Annotated in this window: 21 protein-coding genes and 2 pseudogenes; 12 read left to right on the top strand and 11 right to left on the bottom strand. The window is 31.1% G+C overall.

Annotation, left to right across the window (positions count from 1 at the left end; genetic code table 11):
• Nucleotides 1-668: 668 nt before the first annotated feature.
• The 6 genes from CLAU_RS09050 to menA form a co-directional block, all read right to left on the bottom strand.
• Nucleotides 669-2,063 carry a 4Fe-4S binding protein gene (locus tag CLAU_RS09050; RefSeq protein WP_023162480.1) on the bottom strand — a complete coding sequence of 465 codons (1,395 nt, stop codon included), beginning with the start codon at nucleotides 2,061-2,063 and terminating at the stop codon, nucleotides 669-671.
• Nucleotides 2,064-2,081: 18 nt separating this feature from the next.
• Nucleotides 2,082-2,618 carry a FixH family protein gene (locus CLAU_RS09045; protein WP_013240621.1) on the bottom strand — a complete coding sequence of 179 codons (537 nt, stop codon included), beginning with the start codon at nucleotides 2,616-2,618 and terminating at the stop codon, nucleotides 2,082-2,084.
• 185 nt (nucleotides 2,619-2,803) lie between these two features.
• Nucleotides 2,804-3,628 carry a polyprenyl synthetase family protein gene (locus tag CLAU_RS09040; RefSeq protein ID WP_013240620.1) on the bottom strand — a complete coding sequence of 275 codons (825 nt, stop codon included), beginning with the start codon at nucleotides 3,626-3,628 and terminating at the stop codon, nucleotides 2,804-2,806.
• A gap of 232 nt (nucleotides 3,629-3,860) precedes the next feature.
• Nucleotides 3,861-4,565: a bifunctional demethylmenaquinone methyltransferase/2-methoxy-6-polyprenyl-1,4-benzoquinol methylase UbiE gene (gene ubiE, locus CLAU_RS09035; protein ID WP_013240619.1), complete on the bottom strand. Its 705-nt coding sequence runs from the start codon at nucleotides 4,563-4,565 to the stop codon at nucleotides 3,861-3,863.
• A 271-nt stretch (nucleotides 4,566-4,836) separates the two neighbouring features.
• Complete coding sequence (locus CLAU_RS09030) at nucleotides 4,837-5,457, bottom strand: CPBP family intramembrane glutamic endopeptidase (RefSeq protein WP_013240618.1); 621 nt, start codon at nucleotides 5,455-5,457, stop codon at nucleotides 4,837-4,839.
• A 15-nt stretch (nucleotides 5,458-5,472) separates the two neighbouring features.
• Complete coding sequence (gene menA, locus CLAU_RS09025) at nucleotides 5,473-6,369, bottom strand: 1,4-dihydroxy-2-naphthoate octaprenyltransferase (RefSeq protein ID WP_013240617.1); 897 nt, start codon at nucleotides 6,367-6,369, stop codon at nucleotides 5,473-5,475.
• Nucleotides 6,370-6,639: 270 nt separating this feature from the next.
• Between menA and CLAU_RS09020 the strand changes: the two genes are divergently transcribed.
• From CLAU_RS09020 to CLAU_RS09010, 3 genes are all read left to right on the top strand, one after another.
• Nucleotides 6,640-7,323, top strand: coding sequence for a response regulator transcription factor (locus tag CLAU_RS09020; RefSeq protein ID WP_013240616.1), 684 nt, complete (start codon nucleotides 6,640-6,642; stop codon nucleotides 7,321-7,323).
• The gene (locus CLAU_RS09015) at nucleotides 7,323-8,690 is read left to right on the top strand and encodes a sensor histidine kinase (protein ID WP_013240615.1); all 1,368 of its coding nucleotides are present in this window, start codon (nucleotides 7,323-7,325) and stop codon (nucleotides 8,688-8,690) included. The genes CLAU_RS09020 and CLAU_RS09015 overlap by 1 nt, the downstream gene beginning before the upstream one ends.
• A 62-nt stretch (nucleotides 8,691-8,752) precedes the next feature.
• The gene (locus CLAU_RS09010) at nucleotides 8,753-9,196 is read left to right on the top strand and encodes an OsmC family protein (RefSeq protein WP_013240614.1); all 444 of its coding nucleotides are present in this window, start codon (nucleotides 8,753-8,755) and stop codon (nucleotides 9,194-9,196) included.
• Nucleotides 9,197-9,379: 183 nt separating this feature from the next.
• Here the strand turns inward: CLAU_RS09010 and CLAU_RS09005 are convergent.
• Nucleotides 9,380-10,753 (bottom strand): annotated as a pseudogene (locus CLAU_RS09005) (urease accessory protein UreH domain-containing protein); the annotation flags it as partial.
• A 288-nt stretch (nucleotides 10,754-11,041) separates the two neighbouring features.
• Between CLAU_RS09005 and CLAU_RS09000 the strand changes: the two are divergent.
• From CLAU_RS09000 to CLAU_RS08975, 6 genes are all read left to right on the top strand, one after another.
• Complete coding sequence (locus CLAU_RS09000; protein WP_013240612.1) at nucleotides 11,042-11,851, top strand: electron transfer flavoprotein subunit beta/FixA family protein; 810 nt, start codon at nucleotides 11,042-11,044, stop codon at nucleotides 11,849-11,851.
• On the top strand, nucleotides 11,839-13,128 hold the full coding sequence (locus CLAU_RS08995) for an FAD-binding protein (protein ID WP_013240611.1): 1,290 nt from the start codon (nucleotides 11,839-11,841) through the stop codon (nucleotides 13,126-13,128). Before CLAU_RS09000 ends, CLAU_RS08995 begins: the two co-directional genes overlap by 13 nt.
• A 3-nt stretch (nucleotides 13,129-13,131) precedes the next feature.
• Entirely contained in the window at nucleotides 13,132-14,427 is a 1,296-nt protein-coding gene (locus CLAU_RS08990; RefSeq protein ID WP_013240610.1) for an FAD-dependent oxidoreductase, read from the top strand.
• Nucleotides 14,427-14,720, top strand: coding sequence for a ferredoxin family protein (locus CLAU_RS08985; RefSeq protein ID WP_013240609.1), 294 nt, complete (start codon nucleotides 14,427-14,429; stop codon nucleotides 14,718-14,720). Before CLAU_RS08990 ends, CLAU_RS08985 begins: the two co-directional genes overlap by 1 nt.
• 4 nt (nucleotides 14,721-14,724) lie before the next feature.
• Entirely contained in the window at nucleotides 14,725-15,117 is a 393-nt protein-coding gene (locus CLAU_RS08980; protein ID WP_029170060.1) for an APC family permease, read from the top strand.
• A 347-nt stretch (nucleotides 15,118-15,464) separates the two neighbouring features.
• Nucleotides 15,465-16,358 carry a metallophosphoesterase family protein gene (locus CLAU_RS08975; RefSeq protein ID WP_013240607.1) on the top strand — a complete coding sequence of 298 codons (894 nt, stop codon included), beginning with the start codon at nucleotides 15,465-15,467 and terminating at the stop codon, nucleotides 16,356-16,358.
• Nucleotides 16,359-16,908: 550 nt separating this feature from the next.
• On the opposite strand, the gene CLAU_RS08965 is transcribed toward CLAU_RS08975, so the two are convergent.
• Nucleotides 16,909-17,703 carry a polysaccharide deacetylase family protein gene (locus tag CLAU_RS08965; RefSeq protein WP_013240605.1) on the bottom strand — a complete coding sequence of 265 codons (795 nt, stop codon included), beginning with the start codon at nucleotides 17,701-17,703 and terminating at the stop codon, nucleotides 16,909-16,911.
• Between the two features lie 188 nt (nucleotides 17,704-17,891).
• On the opposite strand from CLAU_RS08965, the pseudogene CLAU_RS21155 reads away from it, so the two are divergent.
• The 3 genes and pseudogenes from CLAU_RS21155 to CLAU_RS08960 all read left to right on the top strand — a co-directional run.
• Nucleotides 17,892-18,015 (top strand): annotated as a pseudogene (locus tag CLAU_RS21155) (recombinase family protein); the annotation flags it as partial.
• Between the two features lie 11 nt (nucleotides 18,016-18,026).
• Nucleotides 18,027-18,167, top strand: coding sequence for a hypothetical protein (locus CLAU_RS21150; protein ID WP_013240604.1), 141 nt, complete (start codon nucleotides 18,027-18,029; stop codon nucleotides 18,165-18,167).
• 112 nt (nucleotides 18,168-18,279) lie between these two features.
• Nucleotides 18,280-18,804, top strand: a complete 525-nt coding sequence (locus CLAU_RS08960) for a flavoprotein (protein WP_013240603.1) — start codon at nucleotides 18,280-18,282, stop codon at nucleotides 18,802-18,804.
• Nucleotides 18,805-18,958: 154 nt separating this feature from the next.
• Here the strand turns inward: CLAU_RS08960 and CLAU_RS08955 are convergent, their stop codons facing one another.
• The 3 genes from CLAU_RS08955 to CLAU_RS08945 all read right to left on the bottom strand — a co-directional run bounded on the left by CLAU_RS08955 (nucleotide 18,959) and on the right by CLAU_RS08945 (nucleotide 22,511).
• Nucleotides 18,959-20,074, bottom strand: a complete 1,116-nt coding sequence (locus CLAU_RS08955) for a helix-turn-helix domain-containing protein (RefSeq protein WP_013240602.1) — start codon at nucleotides 20,072-20,074, stop codon at nucleotides 18,959-18,961.
• A gap of 78 nt (nucleotides 20,075-20,152) precedes the next feature.
• Nucleotides 20,153-21,562: an MATE family efflux transporter gene (locus tag CLAU_RS08950; protein ID WP_013240601.1), complete on the bottom strand. Its 1,410-nt coding sequence runs from the start codon at nucleotides 21,560-21,562 to the stop codon at nucleotides 20,153-20,155.
• 112 nt (nucleotides 21,563-21,674) lie between these two features.
• On the bottom strand, nucleotides 21,675-22,511 hold the full coding sequence (locus tag CLAU_RS08945) for a MerR family transcriptional regulator (RefSeq protein ID WP_013240600.1): 837 nt from the start codon (nucleotides 22,509-22,511) through the stop codon (nucleotides 21,675-21,677).
• Nucleotides 22,512-22,573: the final 62 nt, after the last annotated feature.

The raw sequence follows: 22,573 nt of genomic DNA, 5'->3' as shown, positions 1-22,573 counted from the left end.
AATCATATGGGCTTCAAATAATATCAACAATTTTATGATTGTTGACATGGTGATATGTACCCGATTTGAGGCAAAGTTAAGTTGGAATCTTCTTATTAAACGCAATAACTTTTTTAGTATTTTTAAGGGCATTGATTTGCCATTTTTATTTATTCACATAAGTATTTATACTGATATCCTTATAATTATAAGCCTGTAAGGATTGATTAATTGTATATTGTGAAATTGCTAAATACAGAATAGGGCATTTTATCTTATAATTAATAGGATTGTGGCAAAGATACTTATAAATTGTGACAGCTTCAAAATATAAAAACATATATTTTAACCAGTATTTTATGACAATATTAATTATAACTCACATTGTGAAACTTTAAAAAAAGTCGTATCGTTTGAAAAAAAGTTAAATTAAAATAATATAAAAGGCAATACTATATTAGGAGAAGTATGGTATGTAAATTACAAAAATATTGAGACTGTACATTCTCATTTTATAGAATGTATGGTTTCTTTTGTTTTTTAAAAGTGTGAAAAATGGCTAAAAGGTTCTGTGACCTTATAAAATTTAACTCTTATTAAGGTAATAACTTAATCATATTTTACAAAATTAATATGTAGATTTTATGAAGAAAATGCTATCAGAAAAATGTTTTCTGACAGCATCTAAGTTACATACGCATTGCCATTGGAAGCATGAATAGTATTATGTTTATAATACCTAATATCAGTATTAAAATGCCATATACTATTGAAGTTCCTAGGGACTTACTACTCTTACCACCATAATTATTTTTAGCAAGTCTATATGCAGTGTATATTGAACCTATAGTTCCAAGAACAATTAGGATATATTGAAGAGTTTGTATTGTTGGAGTATCCAATATTGCTGTTGAACCTTGCATTTCAATTCCAAATAACCCCACAAAAGCATAGAGAATTGATTTCCCTTCTGCTAGTAGATGGAAAAGGTTATGAGCTATATGGGCAGCCATATCTAGTGGTATAATAGCATATCCGAACTTAGCAAAGTTTTGTTTGACAGAATCTCCATTAAACTTTTTAGCAATTAGCCCTGTTGTTGCTAACATTACTATAGGAATTAGCATTGCTATAGCAAAGGTTATAGTGAAGGTTACATAGTAGCTATCTGTACCAGCAGCTTTTTCAAGCCAATTTAATATAGGTTCCCATATATTAAGCATAGTGATGTTCTGCACAAATACTATACCCATAATTACAATAGCAAGAAAGGACTCTTCAAGTTTAGGTTTACGGATAAACCATAATTCTCTAGTAGGTACACGCCTTGATATTTTAATAGAGTTATTTGGACAACTTTTCACACAGTTTCCGCAGAAATTACATTCTGCGTTAGTATCCATAATTCTCGGAAATTCAAACATAGGACATCCTGCTGCTTTATTACTTCCTTTGTAACAAGCGGCAACATTACATTTAGCACATTTTTCAGGAGTAGCTCTAAGTTCCATCATACCTGCTCTAGTATAGTTAGCAGACAATCCTCCTAAAAAACAAACGTATCTACACCAAGTTCTACGTTCAAATATAGCACCGGAAGCAATTACACCTAGAGTAATTAGTAATAGAAGGTTACCGGAGCCCCTTGGTGATTCAACAACACCGAAAATATGGTCGCTCCACGTAATTAAGATGAATATTGCATCGATAATCCAAATTCCATATTTTTTTAGAAATTTAGGTACAGGATGATTATTACCAACAAATTTTTGAACTAGATCATTAAGTGTCCCAAAAGGGCAGATTGTACACCAAAATCTACCTAACAATAATATTATAATTGGAAGTAGAGGCCACCATAATACCCAAGTTGCAGCGGTACCAAAGTTATCATGGGCACTTGTAGAACTGAATAAAAGTTGATAAACTATAAATGCAAATACTATTGCTACTGGCCATTGAAAAACACCAGGATACCATTTACTCTTCATAAAGCTTGCAAATTTTTTGTTGTCTAAAAGGTTTTTATCATCTGATGAGTATGCTTTTTCTTCATCAATTTTAGTTTTCTTTTTTTCTGACACAAAATATTACCTCACTTTCTATGATTTTACGGCCTTCTTACTTTTCTTTGATATCCCGGCAGTTATTATAATTAAGGCAGCTACTACTAAAAAGCCTCCAACGACAAGTAAGTTAGGTCCAGAACTTGCTACATCAACATCAAAATCAGCCATCTTCTCTCCAGCATTTGTCATAAAGCTTGTTTTAACTTTCCATGTACCTTTATCACTAAGTTTTACAGTTCCAACATATTCACCATCTTCATGGCCTTTTTGGAATTGGATAGTTTCAGCTTTAGAGTCACCCATATTCATATCACCCATACTGCCTTTATCCATTTCTGCAGATACTTTTACATCAGCGTTATTTATTGGCCTATCTTTATCATCAGATAGTTTTAATGTTAACTCATTATCACCGGTTTTAGCTTTATCTCCTGTTAGCATAAGAGTTGCTTTAACTCCATCAATGTTTTTTTCTATCATTTTTCCGCTGCCATCAGCTAATACCGATGTAGATAAAGTTAGAACTAGAGCTGAAATAATTGATAGTTTTTTAATTAGTTTGTTTTTCATTTTAAATACCTTCCTTTACAATTAGTTTAATGTTTTTGTCTTTTAGGGCTGCTAACATTAACAAAATTATGTCACCGTTTTTATATTAGAATTTTTATTAAAAAGCTTGACTAACTTAGGTAAAATAAATCTATCAAGGCCAAATATATAGGCATTTGCTCCAGCAGCCATAAGTAGAATAGTCACTATAATGTATTCTCTACCTTAGGACTATAAAAATCTAAAACATAGTCTACTAACATTATTAAGCTTTGTTTGTATGCTGAGTCTTTTAAATTTTCAATAGAAGCTTTGGCATTATATGCAAATTCAAATCCCTCTTCAATAGTTACATTTTTCATTGCAACGGGATCCTCATCGATATAATCATCCAGTATTTGATATGCCATACCAAGGTTTTCACCGTATTTAGAAAGCATATTAGACTCTTCGTAAGGGGCATAAGCTATGCTGCCACCAAGCCTACAACAAGCGCTCATGAAAGATGCTGTTTTTCCTAAGATGATTTTAAAATAGGTTTCACGATCGGGAGAGGGATTGTTAGCATTTAATATTTCAGCTACAGACATTGATTCAGTAACTCTGCCCATTACCTGCGCAAATTCTCTTGGCAGAGTATCTGAGAAAATAGTAAAGGCCCTTGAGTACAAAGCATCACCGGCAAGTACTGCTATTTTATTTCCAAAGGTCTTATTTAAGGTTTTCTGACCACGTCTTAGTAAGTCACCATCTATGATATCATCATGAATTAGACTAGCGCTGTGAATAAGCTCTAAGCTTATTGACAACTGAATTAAGTTGTGTTTTGCAGATGAAGTAAGCTCGCTACTAATAGCACCTGCAGATAAAAATGTTAATGTAGGTCTTAGTCTTTTACCTGGAATTGAAAAAAAGTAGGTAAAAATATCTTGTGTAACAGTAGAATCTAATTTTGATGCAATATTTTTTAACTCTAACTCAAGTTGATTAAGTTCTTTTATTATTGGAATTGAAATTCCATCGAAGTTCATTCTTTCACCTCCTGTATATTTTAATTAAGTAAGTTAATGGATAATTAATTTTTTTATATCTTATTTACAATTGTTATTATAGAAATTTGCTGTGAAGAAAATATGAAGATATACTTTAAAATTAAAAAAACTATTAAATAAGTTAAAACCCGAATTTAGTCATGAATGTTATAACTAAATTCGGGTTTTTAATCTAACTACAAATCAATTTAATGTAATATTTCTATAGAATCTATTTTTTGACTCCGTAATGAACTGAAGCAATTCCACCAGTTAAAGATGTATATCCAGTACTTATAAAACCAGCAGTATCAAATAAAAGCTTTAATTTCTTTTTAGAAATAAAGTTTTTTACAGAATCCATAAGATAGGTATATGCTCCTTTGTCTTTTGTACCTATGTAACCAATAGTAGGTAGAACAAAAGTCAAATATGCTGAATGAAGCTCTTTAAGAATAGAAAGTTCTGGACAGGATAGCTCAAGGCAAACTAATTTTCCTCCAGGCTTCAAGACTCTATACATTTCTGATAGAGCTCTATTTTTATCCTTAATATTTCTAAGACCAAAGGCGATTGTTACACAGTGAAAACTGTTATCTTCAAAAGGTAATTCTAAAACGTTACCTTTTATTAATTTAAAATTATAAGCCTTTATGTTTTGGTTAAGTCTTTTATATCCAACATCAATCATTTCTTGATTGAAATCAAGTCCTATAACTTCAGTATTTTTCCCTACTTCCCTGCAAGCATAATTAATCATCTGTCCTGTACCACAGCATAAATCTAAAACTTTGCTATCCACTTTTAGATCACACACTTTTATAGCTTTTTTTCTCCAGAGTTTATCTATATTAAAGGTTAGAATTGAATTCAATCTATCATACTTTTTTGCGATAGATGAGAAAATGTTTTGTACTTCTAAGGAATTGTTCACCATGTCCAGTATACCTTCTTTCTTAATTAAATTTATTATATTCTACAATTATTTTTTAAGAAGAGAACTTTTTAATATGTTTATGAGTTCCTTGTTTTTCTTTGTTATCTTCATGACAATTCATAATATATACCTCCAAATTACTTTTTCTAAATTTATAAAATAATTTTTATTTTATTTGAATTATATAGCCTACATATAAAGAAGTTGTGAAGAAATTAAAAAACTATAAAAATTGATTATTGGGATATTGTCCTATATATAGCTAAAAAAATTACATTAGTGGAAGCAAAACGAATATTGTTAAATCCCAAATAGCGTGGGAGATAATTACTGGTATCAAACTCTTCTCTTTTTTATAAAGCCATCCCCAGAATAATCCACATACCAAAGCTGCTATAATTAGCATAAAGTTGCCTGTAACAATATGCACAGCTGCATATAATAAAACTGAAAATAAATATCCTTTGTTTTCTCCAAATTCTTTACCTAAAGTATTTTGTATAAAGCCTCTCCAGTATAGTTCTTCACCTGGACCAATTATAAAAAATAGTAGCAATCCTATTAGTGCTAAGTTAGCATTTGATTTATTACTATAAACTGATGAAATTTGAGTATCCTTAAATGGGAATAAGTATCCTGATATAATATTTCCTACATAAAATATTCCGTACAAGGCTATTGCTGAGAGTATTCCAATTAAAATATGCCTCGGTTCTATTTTCCCAAAGTGGAATATATCTCTATCACCAAAGAATGCCATTAATATTAATAGTAATATCGATCCACTCATTTCTATCCAAAAGTTAAAGGGCTTTATAACAAACATTAGATACCATAAGATTGCTGCTGCAAACAATGTAAAAGTTAAATATTTATAGTTTTTATTGTTCAAGAGTAATACCTCCGTTTATCTTATATAAGAAAATAGTATTGAAATAATAAGGATAACTCCAAATTGTCCCTGTAGTTTTGCTGTTTCCTGATCAAGGGTAGCGAGTTTAGAATTAGATCTATTAGAAATACGCAATTTATTGATATTTTTCAATGCTGTTGGCAATGTAATTAGACAAAGTAAACTCCAAATAGGGGTAACTCTGTAATAAGTCATAGCTAAAACAGAAATATAGGATAAATAAACTAAGCCATAATAAATATAGCAGGCATTAGTTTTTCCAGTCATTATAGATAGAGTTTTTATTCCAGCTTTTTTATCATGATAAATATCCCTAATATCATTTGCGTGTAAAATAGCTGTAGTTAAAAGCCCAATTGGTATAGATAACAGAAGTACGTTTATATTAATTCTCTGAACTTGAACAAAGTATCCACCGAGTGTCATTAGGGGCCCAAAGATCATAAATATTAAAGGGGCACCTAAGCCTCTGTATTTTAGAATAAGTGGCTTTCCGGTATAAAAATAACCACTTAAAGCTCCTATAGTACCTAGAATTAGAATAAAACCCCCTTTTTGAAAAGCTAAAAATAGTCCGAGTATACATCCTAAAGCTAAAACTAAGCGTCCTCCTTTAAGGAGTTCTTCAGAAGTCAATAAATTTTCAAAAATAATACCACTAGAAGATCCAGATTCCTTGGTATCAACTTTGTTAATAAAATCATCATAGTCATTAATCATATTTGATGAGGCTTGCAAAAGTACAGCAGCTAATAAGGAAATCAGGTAGTATATAAACTGAAATTTTGATTCCTTTGCAGCAAATATAGCACCTATTGTAACTGGAATTATAGAAGCAGTTAATGAAAAAGGCCTTGCAGCCATTAACCATATTTTAAATTTTTGTTTCATCACGTATCCCCCTAAATATATTTGTAACTATTAATTTTATAGTACTTTTAAAAAGCAGTCGATTTAAATTTTTGCTTTATACATACTATAAATTAACGATGTGAAGATTTTATAAAGATTCCTAGGGGCAATTTTGGAGTGCAGCTAAATAAGAGATTACTATAGATTTTATATAATTCTACAATCTACATATAATCTTTATAAAATTCAGCTATTATGAGAATTAATAATAGAATTAGTTTTTTACAATACAAAATTGAGGTGAGTAACATGAATAAAGTTTTGATAGTAGAAGATGAGGAAAAGGTATCTAATATTCAAAAGGCATATTTAGAAAAGGAAGGTTATGAAGTATATACATCAACAACTGGACTAAAAGCTTTAGAACTCTTTGATTCAATTGAATTTAGCTTAATAATACTTGATCTAATGCTGCCGGATATTCAAGGAGAGGAAATATGTAAAATTATAAGAGATAAGTCTGATGTGCATATATTTATGGTTACTGCTAAATCTGCATTAGAAGACAGAATAGAGGGGCTTAATACAGGTGCAGATGAGTATTTAGTTAAACCTTTTAGTCCAAGAGAACTGGTTGCCAGAGTTAATTCTTTATTCAGAAGGTTAGGGGCAAATAACATTTCAGTTTTATCTTTAGATAATGGAAATATCCAAATTTATAAAGATAGTAGAATTATAAAAGTTAAAGGACAAGAAATATCCCTTACTCCTAATGAATTTGATATTTTATATGTTCTTGCAATAAATAAAGGAAAAGTTCTTACTAGAGAACAATTAATAGATAGGGTTTTTGGTATGGATTTTGAGGGGTTTGACAGGACTGTAGATGTTCATATAAAAAACATAAGGAAAAAAATAGAAGAAGACAGTAAAAGTCCTAAGTATATTTTGACAGTTACTAGACTAGGATATAAGTTTGGTGGTGACAATTGATGTATAGTATTAGGCGAAAGCTAAGCATTATAATTTTAGCTTGTTCTATATTAGCTGTAGTATTAACTGCTATCTTTGTAAATATCACAATAAATAATAAATTTAGTGAATATATGGTGAACAACCAGAATAAAAGAAATGATAGAATAGTACAGTATTTCCAAGAGGTTTATAAAAGAGATAAAAAATGGACAGCAGCTTCAGGAAGTGAAATGAAGCATGAGGCATATATGAGCAATTACTGCATAACTCTTTTAGATTCAAATAAAAAGTTGGTTTGGATGATGGATCCAAATGATATTAAAGAAAAAGAACATTTTAAATCCTTAGATGGTAAAAGTGGAGTTTTTACTACAAATAGTTTCCCAATTAAATATAATGGTGATGTTGTTGGATATGTACAGATAGGTCAATATTCTTCAGTATTATTATCCGCTGATGATGTAAATTTTAAATTATCCATTAACAAAGGAATTATTGCTAGTATTTTTTTAAGTCTTCTTATTGTAATAATTATCAGCCTGTATATTTCAAAGCAGTTTTCAGTACCAATTAGAGAAGTATCAAATGTATCAGTAAAGCTATCTAATGGAGATTATAATTCTAAAACTAATGTAGATACAGACATATTAGAGATTGAAAAGCTTAAAAGCAGTATAAATACGTTAGGAGAAAAACTTAATCATCAAGATTTATTAAGAAAAAGGCTAGTTTCTGATATATCACATGAAATAAGAACTCCACTTAATGTTCTTCAAAATAACTTAGAAGCCATGATTGACGGAATTTTTCCGGTAAATACAGAACAGTTAATAGGTTTAAATGATGAAGTTATCAGGTTTGGAAAGCTTTTAAATAACCTAAATACCCTAAAAGAATTTGAATCAGAGACAATTTCTGTTAATAAAGAGAAGATCTTATTAGATGAATTGTTATCTGCAGTATGTGATGGCTTTTCAATTGCATTAAAAGAGAAAAGTATAGAGTTAGTGTATAATATAAGACCGGATAAGGACTATAGTATAGTAGGTGATGCAGACAAATTAAAACAGGTATTTATTAATCTTTTATCTAACGCAGTAAAATTTTCAGATTATGGAGGAAAAGTTTGGGTTAATTTAACTAGAGATAAAGAAAGTATTGTTGTTAGTATAAGAGACAATGGAATTGGAATTAGCAAAGAAGATTTACCTTTTATATTTGAAAGGCTGTATAGGGGAGATAAAAGCAGAAATAAAATTGAAGGAAGCGGAATCGGATTAACCATAGTAAAGGATATTTTAACTCTACATTCAGCTTCTATTGAAGCTCAAAGTGAAGTAGGCAAAGGATCCATATTTACTATACGATTTAGAAATAATGTTTAGTATTAATTGATTGGGATATACTGAAGTTGTAATGCTAACTAAATTTATAAAGGAGTGGTATTATGGCGATAACAACATTTAAGGCAACAACAAGACGAAAGAAAGGTCTTGCAGTTACAGCAGAAGCAAGGGGGTTTAATGTAGATATTGACGAACCAGAAAGCTTAGGTGGAAGTAATACTGGAATGAATCCGGTTGAATTAGTTCTTTGTGCTTTAGGTGGATGTCAAACAATTCTTGCATCATCTTTTGCTGAAAAAATGAAAATAAATCTTGAGGATTTTTGGATAGAGTTAGAAGGAGAATTGGATCCAGATGGATTTATGGGATTATCGGATGTGAGACCGGGATACCAGAGTGTAAGATATAATATGCATATAAAGAGTGATGCTTCAGAAGAAAAAATTAGGAAGTTTATTGAACTCATTGAAAAAAGATGCCCAGTAGGAGATACAATAGGAAATGTTGTTAAACTAGAAAAGGCAAAGATTACAATAGAGAAGTAATTATTAAACTAAAAGTGATTGATAAAGTAAAAATGTGTAGATTACTTTTATTCAATCACTTTTTTTATTATGGTAATTAGAGCATCTACAAAATTACTCTTGAATACTATTTAGATAACTTTCATATATGTTTTGAGTTTGTTATTTAGTTGACGAATTAGCACTAGGTGCTACTGCACCACCACTACAGCAATTAGGAGTACCAACAGGAGGAGCGGAAGGATCGGTGGGCTTAGATGTATCAACAGAATCTAGATTATCTACTACTCGAATTACCCCATTTATCATTCCCATCCAGCAGCTAAAGTTTATGTCTTTGTCATTTGGTGTAAACTCTATTATATTTTCACCATTATCCAACTGCTTCTTTATATTTAGCGATGCTACTACAATTGCATTGTTACAAGAAGTTATTTGTTTCCCATCTATTATCCACTTAACAGGAATGCCTTTTTTTACATACAGTACATTAGGCGTATACCCATTTCCATCTGCAGTCATATTTACTACCTGAACTCCATCCTTTAAAACAGCTTTAGTGCTATTTGCCGCAGAAGCAGCAAGGGATTGGTTAGTTCCAGGTAAAAGAGAACCTATAGACGAAACAACATTTATTCCAGCTAAAGATAGTCCTCTATTACCCATAATTAACCCTAGGACAATTACAAGGACTCCACTAAATTTTAAAATCTTTTTTGTGTATCCTTTACTTAATAGGCCAGAAACTGCACCGAAAGTTAACATTAAAGGCACTGTACCTAAGGCAAAGATGAACATAGAAAGAGCACCTTTAAAAGAGCTGCCTGTACCAAGAGCATATAGCTGCATAGTTTGAAGAGGCCCGCATGGCATTAAACCATTTAAGATACCTACCATAAATGGAGTTTTAGGCTTATTCTTTACTGAACAAAAGGACCAAGGTAGTTTTATTTGCAGCTTTCTAAATAAAGAAAAACCAGCCATATTAAATCCCATGATGATCATAAATAAACCAGCAAACAGTTGAAGAGCAGCTTGAGTTTTTATAGATAGTGAAAGTACGGAGCCCAAGGTACCAATAATTCCACCTAGAATTGTATATGATATTACTCTCCCTATATTATAAAGTATTGCAGGTTTAATTGCCTGAAATTTATTGGTGCTTTCATTAGTTAAGCTTTGAGAAAGCATTATTCCACCGCACATTCCCACACAGTGTATAGAGGTGAGCACTCCAACTACAAAAAGTACAAAATAGGTTGCTCCTTTAAGCATATTATTCATATCGAAACCACCAGTAGAATTACCTATAAGAATAATGGAAACTGCTACCATAAGTATTCCAGCAAATCCAAGATTATAGGAATTCTCAGTGCTATATCCAGTACTATTTATACAATCCTTTATATCCTTTAGATTGCAAAGTTTAGAATCATATTCTATGTCTATAAATTGACCACTGTAGTTAGCCTTGGCATTAAAAACCCCTACTAACTTTTTTAATGTTCTTTCTATAGTTTTTTCACAAGATGTACAAGTCATATTATATACTTTTAGTCTTATATTTTTTATACTCATAAATTTACCTCACCAGTATATTATTATTTTTATTCTATAAGCTGAGTACATTGGTATAGTCCTCACATTATAAATACATTTAATAGCTATAATATACAGAATAGTTGTGTAGAAATTATAAAGATTTATATAAAAAATATTTGCATAACCAAACTTGTTTTAAATAAATTTTTTAAATTATTTAATCTTCATTTTTTCTTCATATGAGACTTATATAATAGAGCACAAATAATGAAAAATGATTGTAAATAATAATTTTAAATAAAAATTGAAGGAGTTGTTGTTTAGTTGCATATTTTAGTTTGTGTGAAACAAGTACCGGATACTACAGAAATTAAAATGGATCCAAAAACAAATACTTTAGATAGATCAAGCGCACCTACAATTATTAATCCTTATGATGCACATGCAGTAGAAGAAGCTGTGAAAATTAAAAATAAGTTTGGAGGTAAGGTTTCTATTATATCAATGGGGCCGCCACAAGCAGAGGAAGTTATTAAAAAGTGTATTGAAATGGGAGCTGATGAAGGGTATCTTCTCTCAGATAGAGCATTTGCTGGTTCTGATACTCTAGCTACAAGTTATATACTTTCAATGGGAATAAAAAAAATAATGGAGAAAGAGGCTATTGATTTAGTGTTTTGTGGAAAGCAAGCTATAGATGGAGATACAGCTCAGGTTGGACCAGGTATTGCATCTAGACTTGGAATACCGCAATTAACCTATGTGGAAAAAATAAAGTCTTTAAATTTAAAAAATAATACTGTGATAATACACAGAAAAATTGATAATGGCTATGAAGTTGTTGAATCAAAACTTCCATGCTTAATCACAGTAGAAAAAGATATAAATGATTTAAGTTTTTCTCCACTATCAAATATTATTAGAGCAGCACGTTATAAAGCAACAGTTTGGGGAATTAATGATTTTGAAGCAGATATGAGTCAATTAGGGCTTAAAGGATCTCCAACTTCAGTTCGACGTATATTTCCACCACCTCAAAGGTCCGGTGGGGAGTTACTAAAAGGCAACATTGATGAGGTGGTAAAACAACTTACAGATAGCTTGAAAGGAGGAATAGTTAGATGGCAGTTATAATTACAGATTCTTGTATTGGATGTGAATCATGTATCCCAATTTGCCCCTTCGATGCATTGGGGATTAATGGAGAAGGTAAATTAGTGGCTAGTAAAGAAAAATGTACTGAATGTGGAAAGTGTGTATCGGTGTGTCCAGTTTCTGCGTTAAATATTTCAGGTGTCAACAAGAAAGCCAATGATATCTCGAAGAATGAGACTAAGGAAGGTAGCAAAGCTTCAAAGTCAGAAAAACCTACTGGAGATGTATGGGTCTTTGCAGAACAATTAGAAGGTAAGCTATCTTCTGTTACTCTTGAACTTATTGGTGCTGCAAGAAAGCTTGCTTCAAAATTAGAGGTAAAGGTATGTACAGTTTTATTAGGTGATAAAGTTGAATCTATAATACCTGAGCTTTTTGGATATGGTGCAGATACCATATATGTTATAGATGATGAAGTATTTCATTTTTATAGAGCAGAGACTTATAATAGAGCTTTCTGCTATTTAATAAATAAGTATAAACCAGAAATATTATTAATGGGAGCAACAACTACGGGAAGAGATTTAGCTGGTGCCGTTGCAACTGCATTGAAAACTGGACTTACAGCAGACTGTACCGGACTAGATATTGACTTAGAAAAAAGAGTATTGCTTGCTAGCCGTCCAGCCTTTGGAGGAAATATAATGGCAACAATAGTATGTGAGAAACACCGTCCTCAAATGGCTACTGTGCGTCCAAGAGTTATGATGATGCCAGAACCTGAAGTAAATAAAACAGGCGCTATAATTAGAGAGAATTTTAAAATTGAAGAAAAATGTCTTAAGACTTGGGTACTTGAGATTATTAAGGAACAGGCAGAAAATGCAAAACTTGAAGATGCTAAAATTATAGTTTGTGGTGGACGTGGTGTGCAGAATCAGGAAGGATTTAAGTTGCTAGAGGAGTTAGCAAAGGTTGTTGGAGGTGTAGTTGCAGGAAGTCGCGGCGCTGTTGAGAAAGGTTTAGTAGATCATAAACGTCAAGTTGGTCAGACAGGACAAACAGTATCCCCAAAACTATACTTTGCTATAGGAATTTCTGGTGCAATACAGCATACCGTTGGAATGCAAGGAGCTGAAACAATAGTTTGTATAAATACAGATTCTGAATGTGAAATGATGAAGTTGGCTACTTATGGAATAGAGGGAGATGTTTTTGAAGTATTACCTAAATTAATTAGTAGTTTTAAAGAAGAAATTACAGAAGTTTCGAAGATAAATAATAAAGGTTTGTGTACGATTGCGAAGGAGGTTTAAAGAGTGGCTGAAAAATTTGATGTTATTGTTGTAGGGGCTGGGGTTTCCGGGCTTGCAGCAACATATGTAATGGCAAAAGAAGGTCTTAAAGTTATTGTTATTGAAAAAGGTAAATACCCTGGCTCAAAAAATGTTATGGGTGGTGTATTATACCGCCACATGATGGACGAGATTATACCAGAGTTTTGGAAGGAAGCACCTCTTGAACGTCCTATTGTAGAACAAAACTTTTGGTTACTAGGTAAAGAATCCGCAGCTAAAACCGGTTATAGAGGAATGGAGTGGTCAAAGCCCCCTTATAACAACTTTACAGTTTTTAGAGGTAAGTTTGATCAGTGGCTTTCAAAAAAGTGTATAGAAGCTGGTGCATTGATTGTCAACGAGACTGTTGTAAAGGAATGTATTGTAGAAAACAATAAAGTTGTTGGAGTTAGAACAGATAGACCAGATGGAGATATTTATGCTGATGTGGTTGTTCTTGCAGATGGAGTTAATTCATTGCTAGCTAAAAACCTTGGCTTCCATAAAGAATGGCGTAAGGATCAGGTAGCCCTTGCAGTTATGGAGGAATTAAAACTGCCTTCAGATAAAATCGAAGATAGATTTAACTTAGACAAAGGTATGGGAGCAACTGTAGAAATGTTTGGTGATGGAACCTTAGGTATGGTAGGTACAGCCTTTATCTATACTAATAACGAACATATATCTATTGGCTGCGGAGCTTTGCTTTCACAGATGAGTGAAAGAAATGTTAAACCTTATGAATTATTAGAGTATATCAAGCAGCATCCTGTTATTAAGCCTTTAATTGCAGGAGGTGAAGCAAGTGAATATTATGCACACTTAATTCCAGAAGGAGGGTATAATAGTATACCTAAATTAGTAGGGGATGGAGTACTTGTAATTGGGGATGCAGCACAGCTTGTTAATGGTATTCATAGAGAAGGATCAAATCTAGGAATGACCTCTGGACGTTTTGCTGCTGAGACTATTATACAGGCTAAGAAACTAGGCAAATTCAATGAACAAACACTTTCACATTATCAGGAGCTGCTTAAAGAAAGTTATGTTATGAAAGATCTAAAAAAATATAAGAATGCATCTACAACTATGGAAGAAAATCCGAAGTTCTTTAATCATTATATACCAGCAGCTAACAAGGTGATGAGTGAAATGTTTACTGTAGATGGAGTATCAAAGAGAGACAAGCAAAAGTTAGCTATTAAACATATGGCTGGTGGAAAATCTATATTAAGTATGGGTATGGATGGATTTAAAATATGGAGGGCGATGAAATAATGGAAGATACAAAATTAAAAGTAAATATTGATGATAAGCTGTATTTAAATACTTATAATGTAGACACTCTTTCCCACTTAGCTATAAAGAATCAAAAGATATGTGAGACATGTAATGAAAAGACCTGTACTTTCATTTGCCCTGCTCGTGTTTATGAATGTAAGGATGGACATGTTACTGTTGGTTATGAAGGTTGTCTTGAATGTGGGGCATGTCGTATAGCTTGTTCTCATGATAATATTGATTGGAACTTCCCAAGGGGAGGGTTTGGTATACAGTTCAGGTTGGCATAGTATATTGAATTATAAAAGGTCTCAGCAAATTTTATTTGCTGAGACCTTCTTATTTTATACTATAAAACTGTGCCTAAGAATGATAGTAAACAAAGTAGTGGCAAGTATTATCCTGCTCATTGTTGCTGCAGTGAATTTCTTCGGGATAACATCAACTCCAAAAGTAATAATCGAAATATTTTTTATAAATTTAGTTTTACTAGTATTATATGTAGGTATTTCTGTGTCAAATGTTGATGTAACTAACCTTTCACATGTTTTCGGTTCGGGAATAACTGGTATTGTGACTGACGCAAGGCTTTTCTTCCGGTGCTTTGATGACTTTCAGCGTATGGCAATCATGTCCAATACAATAAAGAATCCACAAAAGTCAATTCCTTTCTCAATTATTGGTTAAAGTCTAATAACTGCTGTTATTTATCTAATTGTTACAGGTACTACCCTTGGTAGTCTTGTTTTATAACTAAACTGTAGAAATCAAATAATCTATTGAAATACCATATTATTCAATTTCAAATTCTATGGTATTTTTATGCTTGTAATTTTAAAACAATATGGAAGTGTTGTAACTCTAATTATATTAGTATTTTTATAATTTCTAAAACTTAATATTATTATGATTTACAAATTTATTTGTTTTGACTTATAAGTATAATTTCTATGAGTGTTAGGAAATCTAAGTACATGAGCATATTCTAATACAATTTTATTAATACATAGTTTATAAAATTAAGAGGTATCTCTATGAAAATAAAAAAATTTATTAATTTAATACTAATTATCTTGTGTGTATGTCTTATAGTAGGTGCTGGTGCATTTATTTATAATGCTAAAGATGCTTACAAAATTAGCAGCGACTTTGTTAGTATACCGCTTAAGTTCAATTATGATGATTCTTCTTCGACATATAGTATACAAAATACACAAGTTACTGTTTATGGTGGATTTGTTAAAGGGATTAAAAATGGGGAAAACAATGTAAAAAGTCTTGTTATTAGAGCATTATCTCCACTTCCAACATTAAAAATACAAGGAACAAAATCAGCTAATGTTTCAATCTTTATTGAAAATGTTAATCCCGATTTTTATGCGAAGAGTATTGAAGATAGTAAGCTACATATGTCAAAGGTTACCGTTAATACTTTGCAGCTTAATATTCCTGTTAGTCATGGTAAAACTATAAAAATTGAACCAGTTAAAAAAAACACGCCCAATAATGTGAATAAATATCAATATATTATTTTAGGTGATAATCGTAATGGATATGATACTTTTCAGAAAATTATTCAGCAAGTTAATGGAGAAGAACCTGTATTTGTAATAGATAATGGTGACCTTGTATTTAGTGGAAAACCTAATCAATATCGACTTTTTGACAAGATGGCATCAAAAATATCAACTACCCTATGTATGACACTAGGTAATCATGACATTCGCGGTAATGGATATAATACTTATACTATGCTGTATGGTCCGTCTTATTATTCCTTTGATTTTGCAGACAGCCATTTTACATTTTTAAATTCAGTTCCAGGATGGGCTCAAAAAAGAGCAATTTCAGATGAGCAATATGTATGGCTTCAAAAGGATTTGAAAAAAGCACAAGGTAAGCGTATTTTTGTAATTACACATACATAGTTATTTTGATTATACTAGAAAAGGTGTACGTTATATAATTACTGGTGGCGCAGGAGCAGAGTTATTAACAAAAAATAACTATTATCATTATATAATAGAAAAAATCGATAATAGTAAGAGTGCTACTAGGGTTGAACTTCCATCACCAGCTAACACTTATATTACAAGGTATCTTGCAGCTACACAACTTTTTGCAAATTCAATGTATGAAGAGAATCCACTTGCGGTTGCTTTTATAATTTTAGGATTTTCGTTACTAATTATCTTATTAATAATGAAAATTTATCTTAGAAAAAAACAGCCTATTAATACTTTTGGGAAATGGTTGCTTGATATTTTTAGATATGCAACGGAAGATTTTAAGGAATTGTTTAAGAAAAAGGATACTAATTAATATACAAATGTAAAAATGATTTTAAATCTAATCATAATATAAGAAATGTAAACTTAAAATCATTTTTATAATTGTATCTTAATTCCAAAATCGTTCCACTAATCAAAGTATTAAGATAAGTTATAAATAGTATTTATGGTAGTTATGTTTTAGATATTACTTCTTATTTATTATTTCAAGTTTCATCAGTTCTTTTTCCTCTGCTTCCGTTAAATTTTCAAACGTTCTAAAATTAAACCCTTGGTCTTTTAAGTATTTTATTATTTCAGGTAGTGATTCTACTGTAAAATGTTTGTAGTAAGTATCATGCATAAGTATTACTGCAATTTTTTTATTTTTACATTGATTTTCAACGTTTCTTTTTATTTTCCCAACAGGTACTTCATGACTATCTGCATCACCTGAACAAACATTCCAATCTACATATTTTATTCCTTTATTATTTAAGGCTTTTTTTATTAAGGATAAGTTTGTTTTACTAATTATTAGGTTAGTCGAACCACCTGGTAATCGGGTATAGTTTACGGGATCTTTACTTGTTATTTTTTTTATTATATTTCTACACATTTCATAGTCATTAGCATAAGCATCTAAATTTTTATATATTTTTTTATAATTATGAGAATAGGTATGAACTCCTATGCACATGCCACTATTACTTAATTCTTTAAGTGCTGTAGGATTTTCTTCTGCTTTTATTCCAACTACAAAAAAAGTAGCTTTTATATTGTTATCATTTAATATCTTTAATATTTTTTGTGTGTTATTTACAGATGGACCATCATCAAAAGTCAAAAATACTTCTTTAGGCAATTCTTGAACGGTTTCATCTTTAAATTTGTTATTAGTTATATTTAATTTATTCGCATATGTAATACTGCTACAATTCAAACATACAAGTAATAATGTAAGCATAAAAGCGTTATAGTTGAAAATAGAAAATCTTTTCATAAGAAAAACACCTTCTTTGATTTTAAAATATAAATTTTATCTTAAGGTTGTAATTAACTTATACTACATATTTAATGTATCCTTTTTTCTTTTGTATATTCTATGGAATATTACACAGATAATATACAAAAAAGTAAATAAAGATAAAAAATCAGTTTAGAAGCTACTTGAAATTCTAAAAGAATATAAAAATTCTCTTTACAATATTTGCTGATATATCGCAATTTGAAAGAGATTTAATAATTCAAAGAACCAAAGAAGGATTAGTAAGTGCAAGAGCACGAGATCGTAAAGGAGGAAGACCATTTAAAGATGAAAAAGATGTGGCATTGAGCAAAGTAATAGAGAGTGATGAAAATTTAAGAAAAATTGCTATTGATGTAGCATGTAATTCAAGACTTTGTGATTATCATACTAAGAATGTAAATAAATTAAAAGAAAATAATTTGCTGCGTACAAAGTAAAGTATTATAAATTTGGTCATTTGTAGAGGAGTTTGGGTTAATTTGTAGAATTTATATTATTGTGTAAGTAATTGATGAAATAATAAAATTATAAGAAAATGGGGGAGTAAATATGTTATCAGGAAAAATAATAACTTTAGGGATCACAGCATGCAGCCCAGCAAACCAGTCGCTTACGTTAATTAAGGAATTGAAAAAGCGTGGAGCACAGGTGCATGTAATTATGACGACAAATGCAGCCAATTTTGTTACACCGCTTATGGTACAGAGAGAGGCAGGAACACCTATCCAGATTGAGCAATTTGAACTTCCAAAGGCTTATGATATGAATCATCAGTCGCTGTCATTTAAATCTGACTTAATGCTTGTTGCACCAATTTCTGCCAATACTGTTGGAAAAGCAGCAAATGGAATAGCAGATAATCTTCTTACTACAAATCTATTGTCAACAAGTGCACCTATTATTTTTGCAACTCATATTAATCCTAAAATGTACAGCAAACCAAGTGTACAAAGAAATGTGAAAACACTTAAAGAAGATGGGGTAATATTTGTTGAAAATAAAGAGGCAAAATTTCCAAGTCTATTTCCAAGCATAGAGGCTATTATTAAAACAGTTGAAGAAGTAATTGGTTAAAAATTATTTTAACCAAAATGGAGCTATAACTTAATATAGTTCCATTTTAGCTGAAGCAAAGATTTTCTTTGTCTTAAATAAGAATATTTATTTGATTAAATTGACCCATCTGTGAAGCAGGAACTTTAGAAGCTATGACAGTGTCATAAGCCCTTTATAGGTTTCCTAATTTTGATTTTATTGCTTCAAGGCTACTCTTAAATTTGGGCTGATCCTTAAATGCTGCAAATGCGGGATTTTCTGTTATTGCTTGGAGTATGATTTTTTTAATGACCTTTTCATCTCTCGGTGCCTGGTTACCTAAATCAAATTCTGCAAACCAATTATCAATACTGTCAAAGAACTCATCGCCGTGTAGTTTAAATGAGAGTGACTCTGATGTGCATATATCTGCATATTTTTTTATCATATCAATTGCTTTATCCTGATTATTTTGCATTGCATAGCACTGTGCTGCTGTTAAATATATCTTTAGCATAACTCCGGGATGAAGTTTGTTTAAATTGAAAAGCTCGGCTGTGGAGATTGTGCGCTGGAGTATATTTTCAAACTGCTTTGGAGTATCCTGATTCAATATAAAATAACTTGGCAATATATCCATCATGTTAATTAAATGATGATATATACCAATCTGTAAAACTTCTTTTGCCTTTTGTATATTTCCTGTCATCTGATATGCACTTGCCAGTAGTACTTCATCTGATGGTTTAGGTTTCATTGTTCCATTCAGTAATTCCTGAACTTCTTCTGGATGCTGTAGCATGAGAGAGCAGGCAGCTTCAAGTGAGTTTGCCTCATTTGTTACATACACATCATCCTCTTCTGTTCTAATCCTCTGGCATAAATCAATTACTTCATGAAGAACGGACTCCTGTGCTTCCTTGCCCTTTGCCAGCATATAATGGTTCGTAAGAAGTACAGCCATCTGCACTAAAAGAGGAAAACAAGAATAGTATTTTTTTATAATCTCATGACACTTATCTAGAACCTCTTCAAAAGGTTTGCTGCTAAATTCACTAGCTAATTTATTATAGAGTTTTTTTATATCATCCTTTGTCATCTGCGGCTCATATCCTATAAGCTCATCTATACTGATATTAAAATATGCTGCAAGCTGTGGAAGAAAAGTAATATCAGGGTAACTTTGACCTGTTTCCCATTTAGAAACTGACGCTTTGGATACACCTATATATTCAGCCAATTTATCTTGAGTAATGGCTTTTTCCTTACGCTTTGCAACAAGTGTTTTTGCAATATTAATTTCTTTCATAATTATCACCCCATAATGTAATTATACGGTTTTAATATATGATAACAATGGATTAAAAGTTGATTTTAGTTTACAAAATCAACTTACAGTTAACTTCGAATATTTCTTAAGTTCTGAGGTAATAAGAATAATAGTCACTATAACTGATAATATTTCTGCACAGGGTCCTGCATATAAAACTCCTAAAACTCCAAGAAATTTAGGTAAAATTATCATAAGGGGAACTATAAAGAAGGTCTGTTTACATAGTGTAAGAAGCATTGCTTTTCCAGGTTTACCTACAGCCTGGAAGAAAATACAACTTGTAAGTTCAAAACCTATAAACATACAGAGCATCAAAAATATCTTAAAAGATTTTAATGCAAATTCATTATATAATGCACTATTTTGACCAAATAGATTTACTATACTCTGTGTAAAAAACTGAAATATAATAAAGCCTATTATTGATACAACAGTTGCTATTTTTATAAGCATAAAATAGGTATCTTTAACACGTTTAAAATTTTTAGCACCGTAATTGTATCCAAGTATTGGCTGGCCTCCTATGGCTATACCTATTACTACTCCTAATAAAAGATCATTTACTTTCATTACAATACCTATTGCTGATATGGGAATATCACTGCCATAAATTGATTGTGCTCCATAAATTTTAAGCATATTATTGCTTACTATTATTATTATTGTTACTGCTGCCTGCGTAATTAAACTGGAGATTCCTAAAAGCATTACTGTCTTGCTCACCTTTACATCAAGCTTCAAATATTCTCTTTTAAACTTTATGTTTTTAAACTTTTTAAGGTAACTTAGAGAAATTGTGCAGGATAAAATTTGTCCTATTATTGTTGCTATAGCAGAACCTTTAACCCCCATACTGAAATGAAATATAAGTATAGGATTCAAAACAATATTTATAACTGCTCCTACTATCATCGCAAGCATTGAATATTCCGGGCTGCCATCTGCACGTATTATTGAATTTAGACCTGCTGCCAAAATCATGAAAGGAAGTCCTATTAAGATTATTCTCATATAATCCAGTGCTACAGAAATGTTAGTGCTTGTAGCCCCAAAGCTCCACAGCAGCTTTTTCATAAAAATATATCCAACTGCTAAAAATATCAAACCTAAAATCACCATCAAAACAATTGCATTACCTATTGCCTTAGCGCCCTCTTCTTTGTTCTTTTCTCCTAATTTTATACTGTAAAAAGCAGCTGCTCCATCTCCCAAAAGTAGTGAAAAACCTAAGGCTAAAACTACAAGTGGAAAGGTTATATTTGTAGCTGCATTACCAATATAGCCTACTCCCTGACCAATGAAAATCTGGTCCACAATACTGTAAAGAGCATTGACCACCATTGCAAGTACGCAGGGAATTGAAAACTTCATAATAAGCTTGCCAAGCTTTTCATTTTCAATATAGCTTTCATTAATTTTTGTACTCTTTTCGCTCAACTTACATACACCTCTTTCAAACTTCATATAGACATCCACTGAAGTTAACAGACTTATCTAAGATATATATTTCTGGTGTGAATATCTACAATTGAAAGAATAATGCATACAGTAACGGGAGAGTCAACACTTATTTTAATTATTTTATTGGAACTATAAGTTCAGTCACATAATTTTCTTCATCTACTGTGTTCATTATGTCCACAAGATAATTATCTACAGGTTCACCGCAAATTTCATATTTATTTTCATAAATGTATTTGTACAACTTTCTATAAGTATCTATCATACTATCATAACTTCCATAATGGACAGCAGTAACAGCTTTAAAACCTCCAAACTTTCTAACTAGACCATCTATTTCTCTTTCCTCAGACACAGCTATACAAACTTCTATATCATAATCTTCCTTTTCTTTTTCTTCAAAATCAATACAGTTATCATAATACACTGCCATAGCATTCTTTATAATATGAAAATTGTTTTTTTCAACTAATGAAATCAGTTTACAGTACCTAACTGTAAATTCTTCAATAGTACAGGGCCCTTTGCTCCTGAGATAGGCAACATAAGAGACTGGTATTTCTTTTATCTCAATTTTAAAATCCTTATTTTTTTTCTTTTCCTTTTTGCTTTCTTTTATAAAAAACTGCAATTTTTGTTTTAGCATCTTTAAATCGTTAATTTTGTTATCAATCTCTATACATTTTTCATTAATTTTTCTTGTGTTATATTCTAAATTTTCTCTGCCCAAAAGTACTTTTATTTCTTTTAATGAAAAACCTGCTTCTTTAAAATGCTTGATCACAAGCACTAAAGCCAATTGGTCATTTGAATAATATCTATAATTACTGTCTGGATCAATCTTTCTTGGTATCAACAATTTTATTTCATCATAGTATCTGAGTGTTTTTATTGGAATATTGCATATTTTAGATACTTTTCCTATTTGATAAAGTTCTTTACTTTCATCCATTGTATTAATCAACTCCTCATATAAACACAGTTAACTATATTTTACCATAACATATATGCCAA

Origin of the sequence: Clostridium autoethanogenum DSM 10061, assembly GCF_001484725.1 — a bacterium.
Lineage (GTDB): Bacteria > Bacillota > Clostridia > Clostridiales > Clostridiaceae > Clostridium_B > Clostridium_B ljungdahlii.
The sequence above is the reverse complement of the archived record's forward strand: the minus strand, read 5'-3'. Positions and strand labels throughout refer to the sequence as shown.

Coding starts and splice junctions, on each gene's coding strand:
- CLAU_RS08965 (WP_013240605.1), bottom strand. CDS start 17,703: ATGAAAAGATTTTCTATTTTCAACTATAACGCTTTTATGCTTACATTA.
- CLAU_RS09010 (WP_013240614.1), top strand. CDS start 8,753: ATGGCGATAACAACATTTAAGGCAACAACAAGACGAAAGAAAGGTCTT.
- CLAU_RS09040 (WP_013240620.1), bottom strand. CDS start 3,628: ATGAACTTCGATGGAATTTCAATTCCAATAATAAAAGAACTTAATCAA.
- CLAU_RS08955 (WP_013240602.1), bottom strand. CDS start 20,074: ATGAAAGAAATTAATATTGCAAAAACACTTGTTGCAAAGCGTAAGGAA.
- CLAU_RS08960 (WP_013240603.1), top strand. CDS start 18,280: ATGTTATCAGGAAAAATAATAACTTTAGGGATCACAGCATGCAGCCCA.
- CLAU_RS08985 (WP_013240609.1), top strand. CDS start 14,427: ATGGAAGATACAAAATTAAAAGTAAATATTGATGATAAGCTGTATTTA.
- CLAU_RS08950 (WP_013240601.1), bottom strand. CDS start 21,562: ATGAAGTTTGAAAGAGGTGTATGTAAGTTGAGCGAAAAGAGTACAAAA.
- menA (WP_013240617.1), bottom strand. CDS start 6,369: ATGAAACAAAAATTTAAAATATGGTTAATGGCTGCAAGGCCTTTTTCA.
- CLAU_RS08975 (WP_013240607.1), top strand. CDS start 15,465: ATGAAAATAAAAAAATTTATTAATTTAATACTAATTATCTTGTGTGTA.
- CLAU_RS08945 (WP_013240600.1), bottom strand. CDS start 22,511: ATGGATGAAAGTAAAGAACTTTATCAAATAGGAAAAGTATCTAAAATA.
- CLAU_RS08995 (WP_013240611.1), top strand. CDS start 11,839: ATGGCAGTTATAATTACAGATTCTTGTATTGGATGTGAATCATGTATC.
- CLAU_RS09020 (WP_013240616.1), top strand. CDS start 6,640: ATGAATAAAGTTTTGATAGTAGAAGATGAGGAAAAGGTATCTAATATT.
- ubiE (WP_013240619.1), bottom strand. CDS start 4,565: ATGGTGAACAATTCCTTAGAAGTACAAAACATTTTCTCATCTATCGCA.
- CLAU_RS09045 (WP_013240621.1), bottom strand. CDS start 2,618: ATGAAAAACAAACTAATTAAAAAACTATCAATTATTTCAGCTCTAGTT.
- CLAU_RS09015 (WP_013240615.1), top strand. CDS start 7,323: ATGTATAGTATTAGGCGAAAGCTAAGCATTATAATTTTAGCTTGTTCT.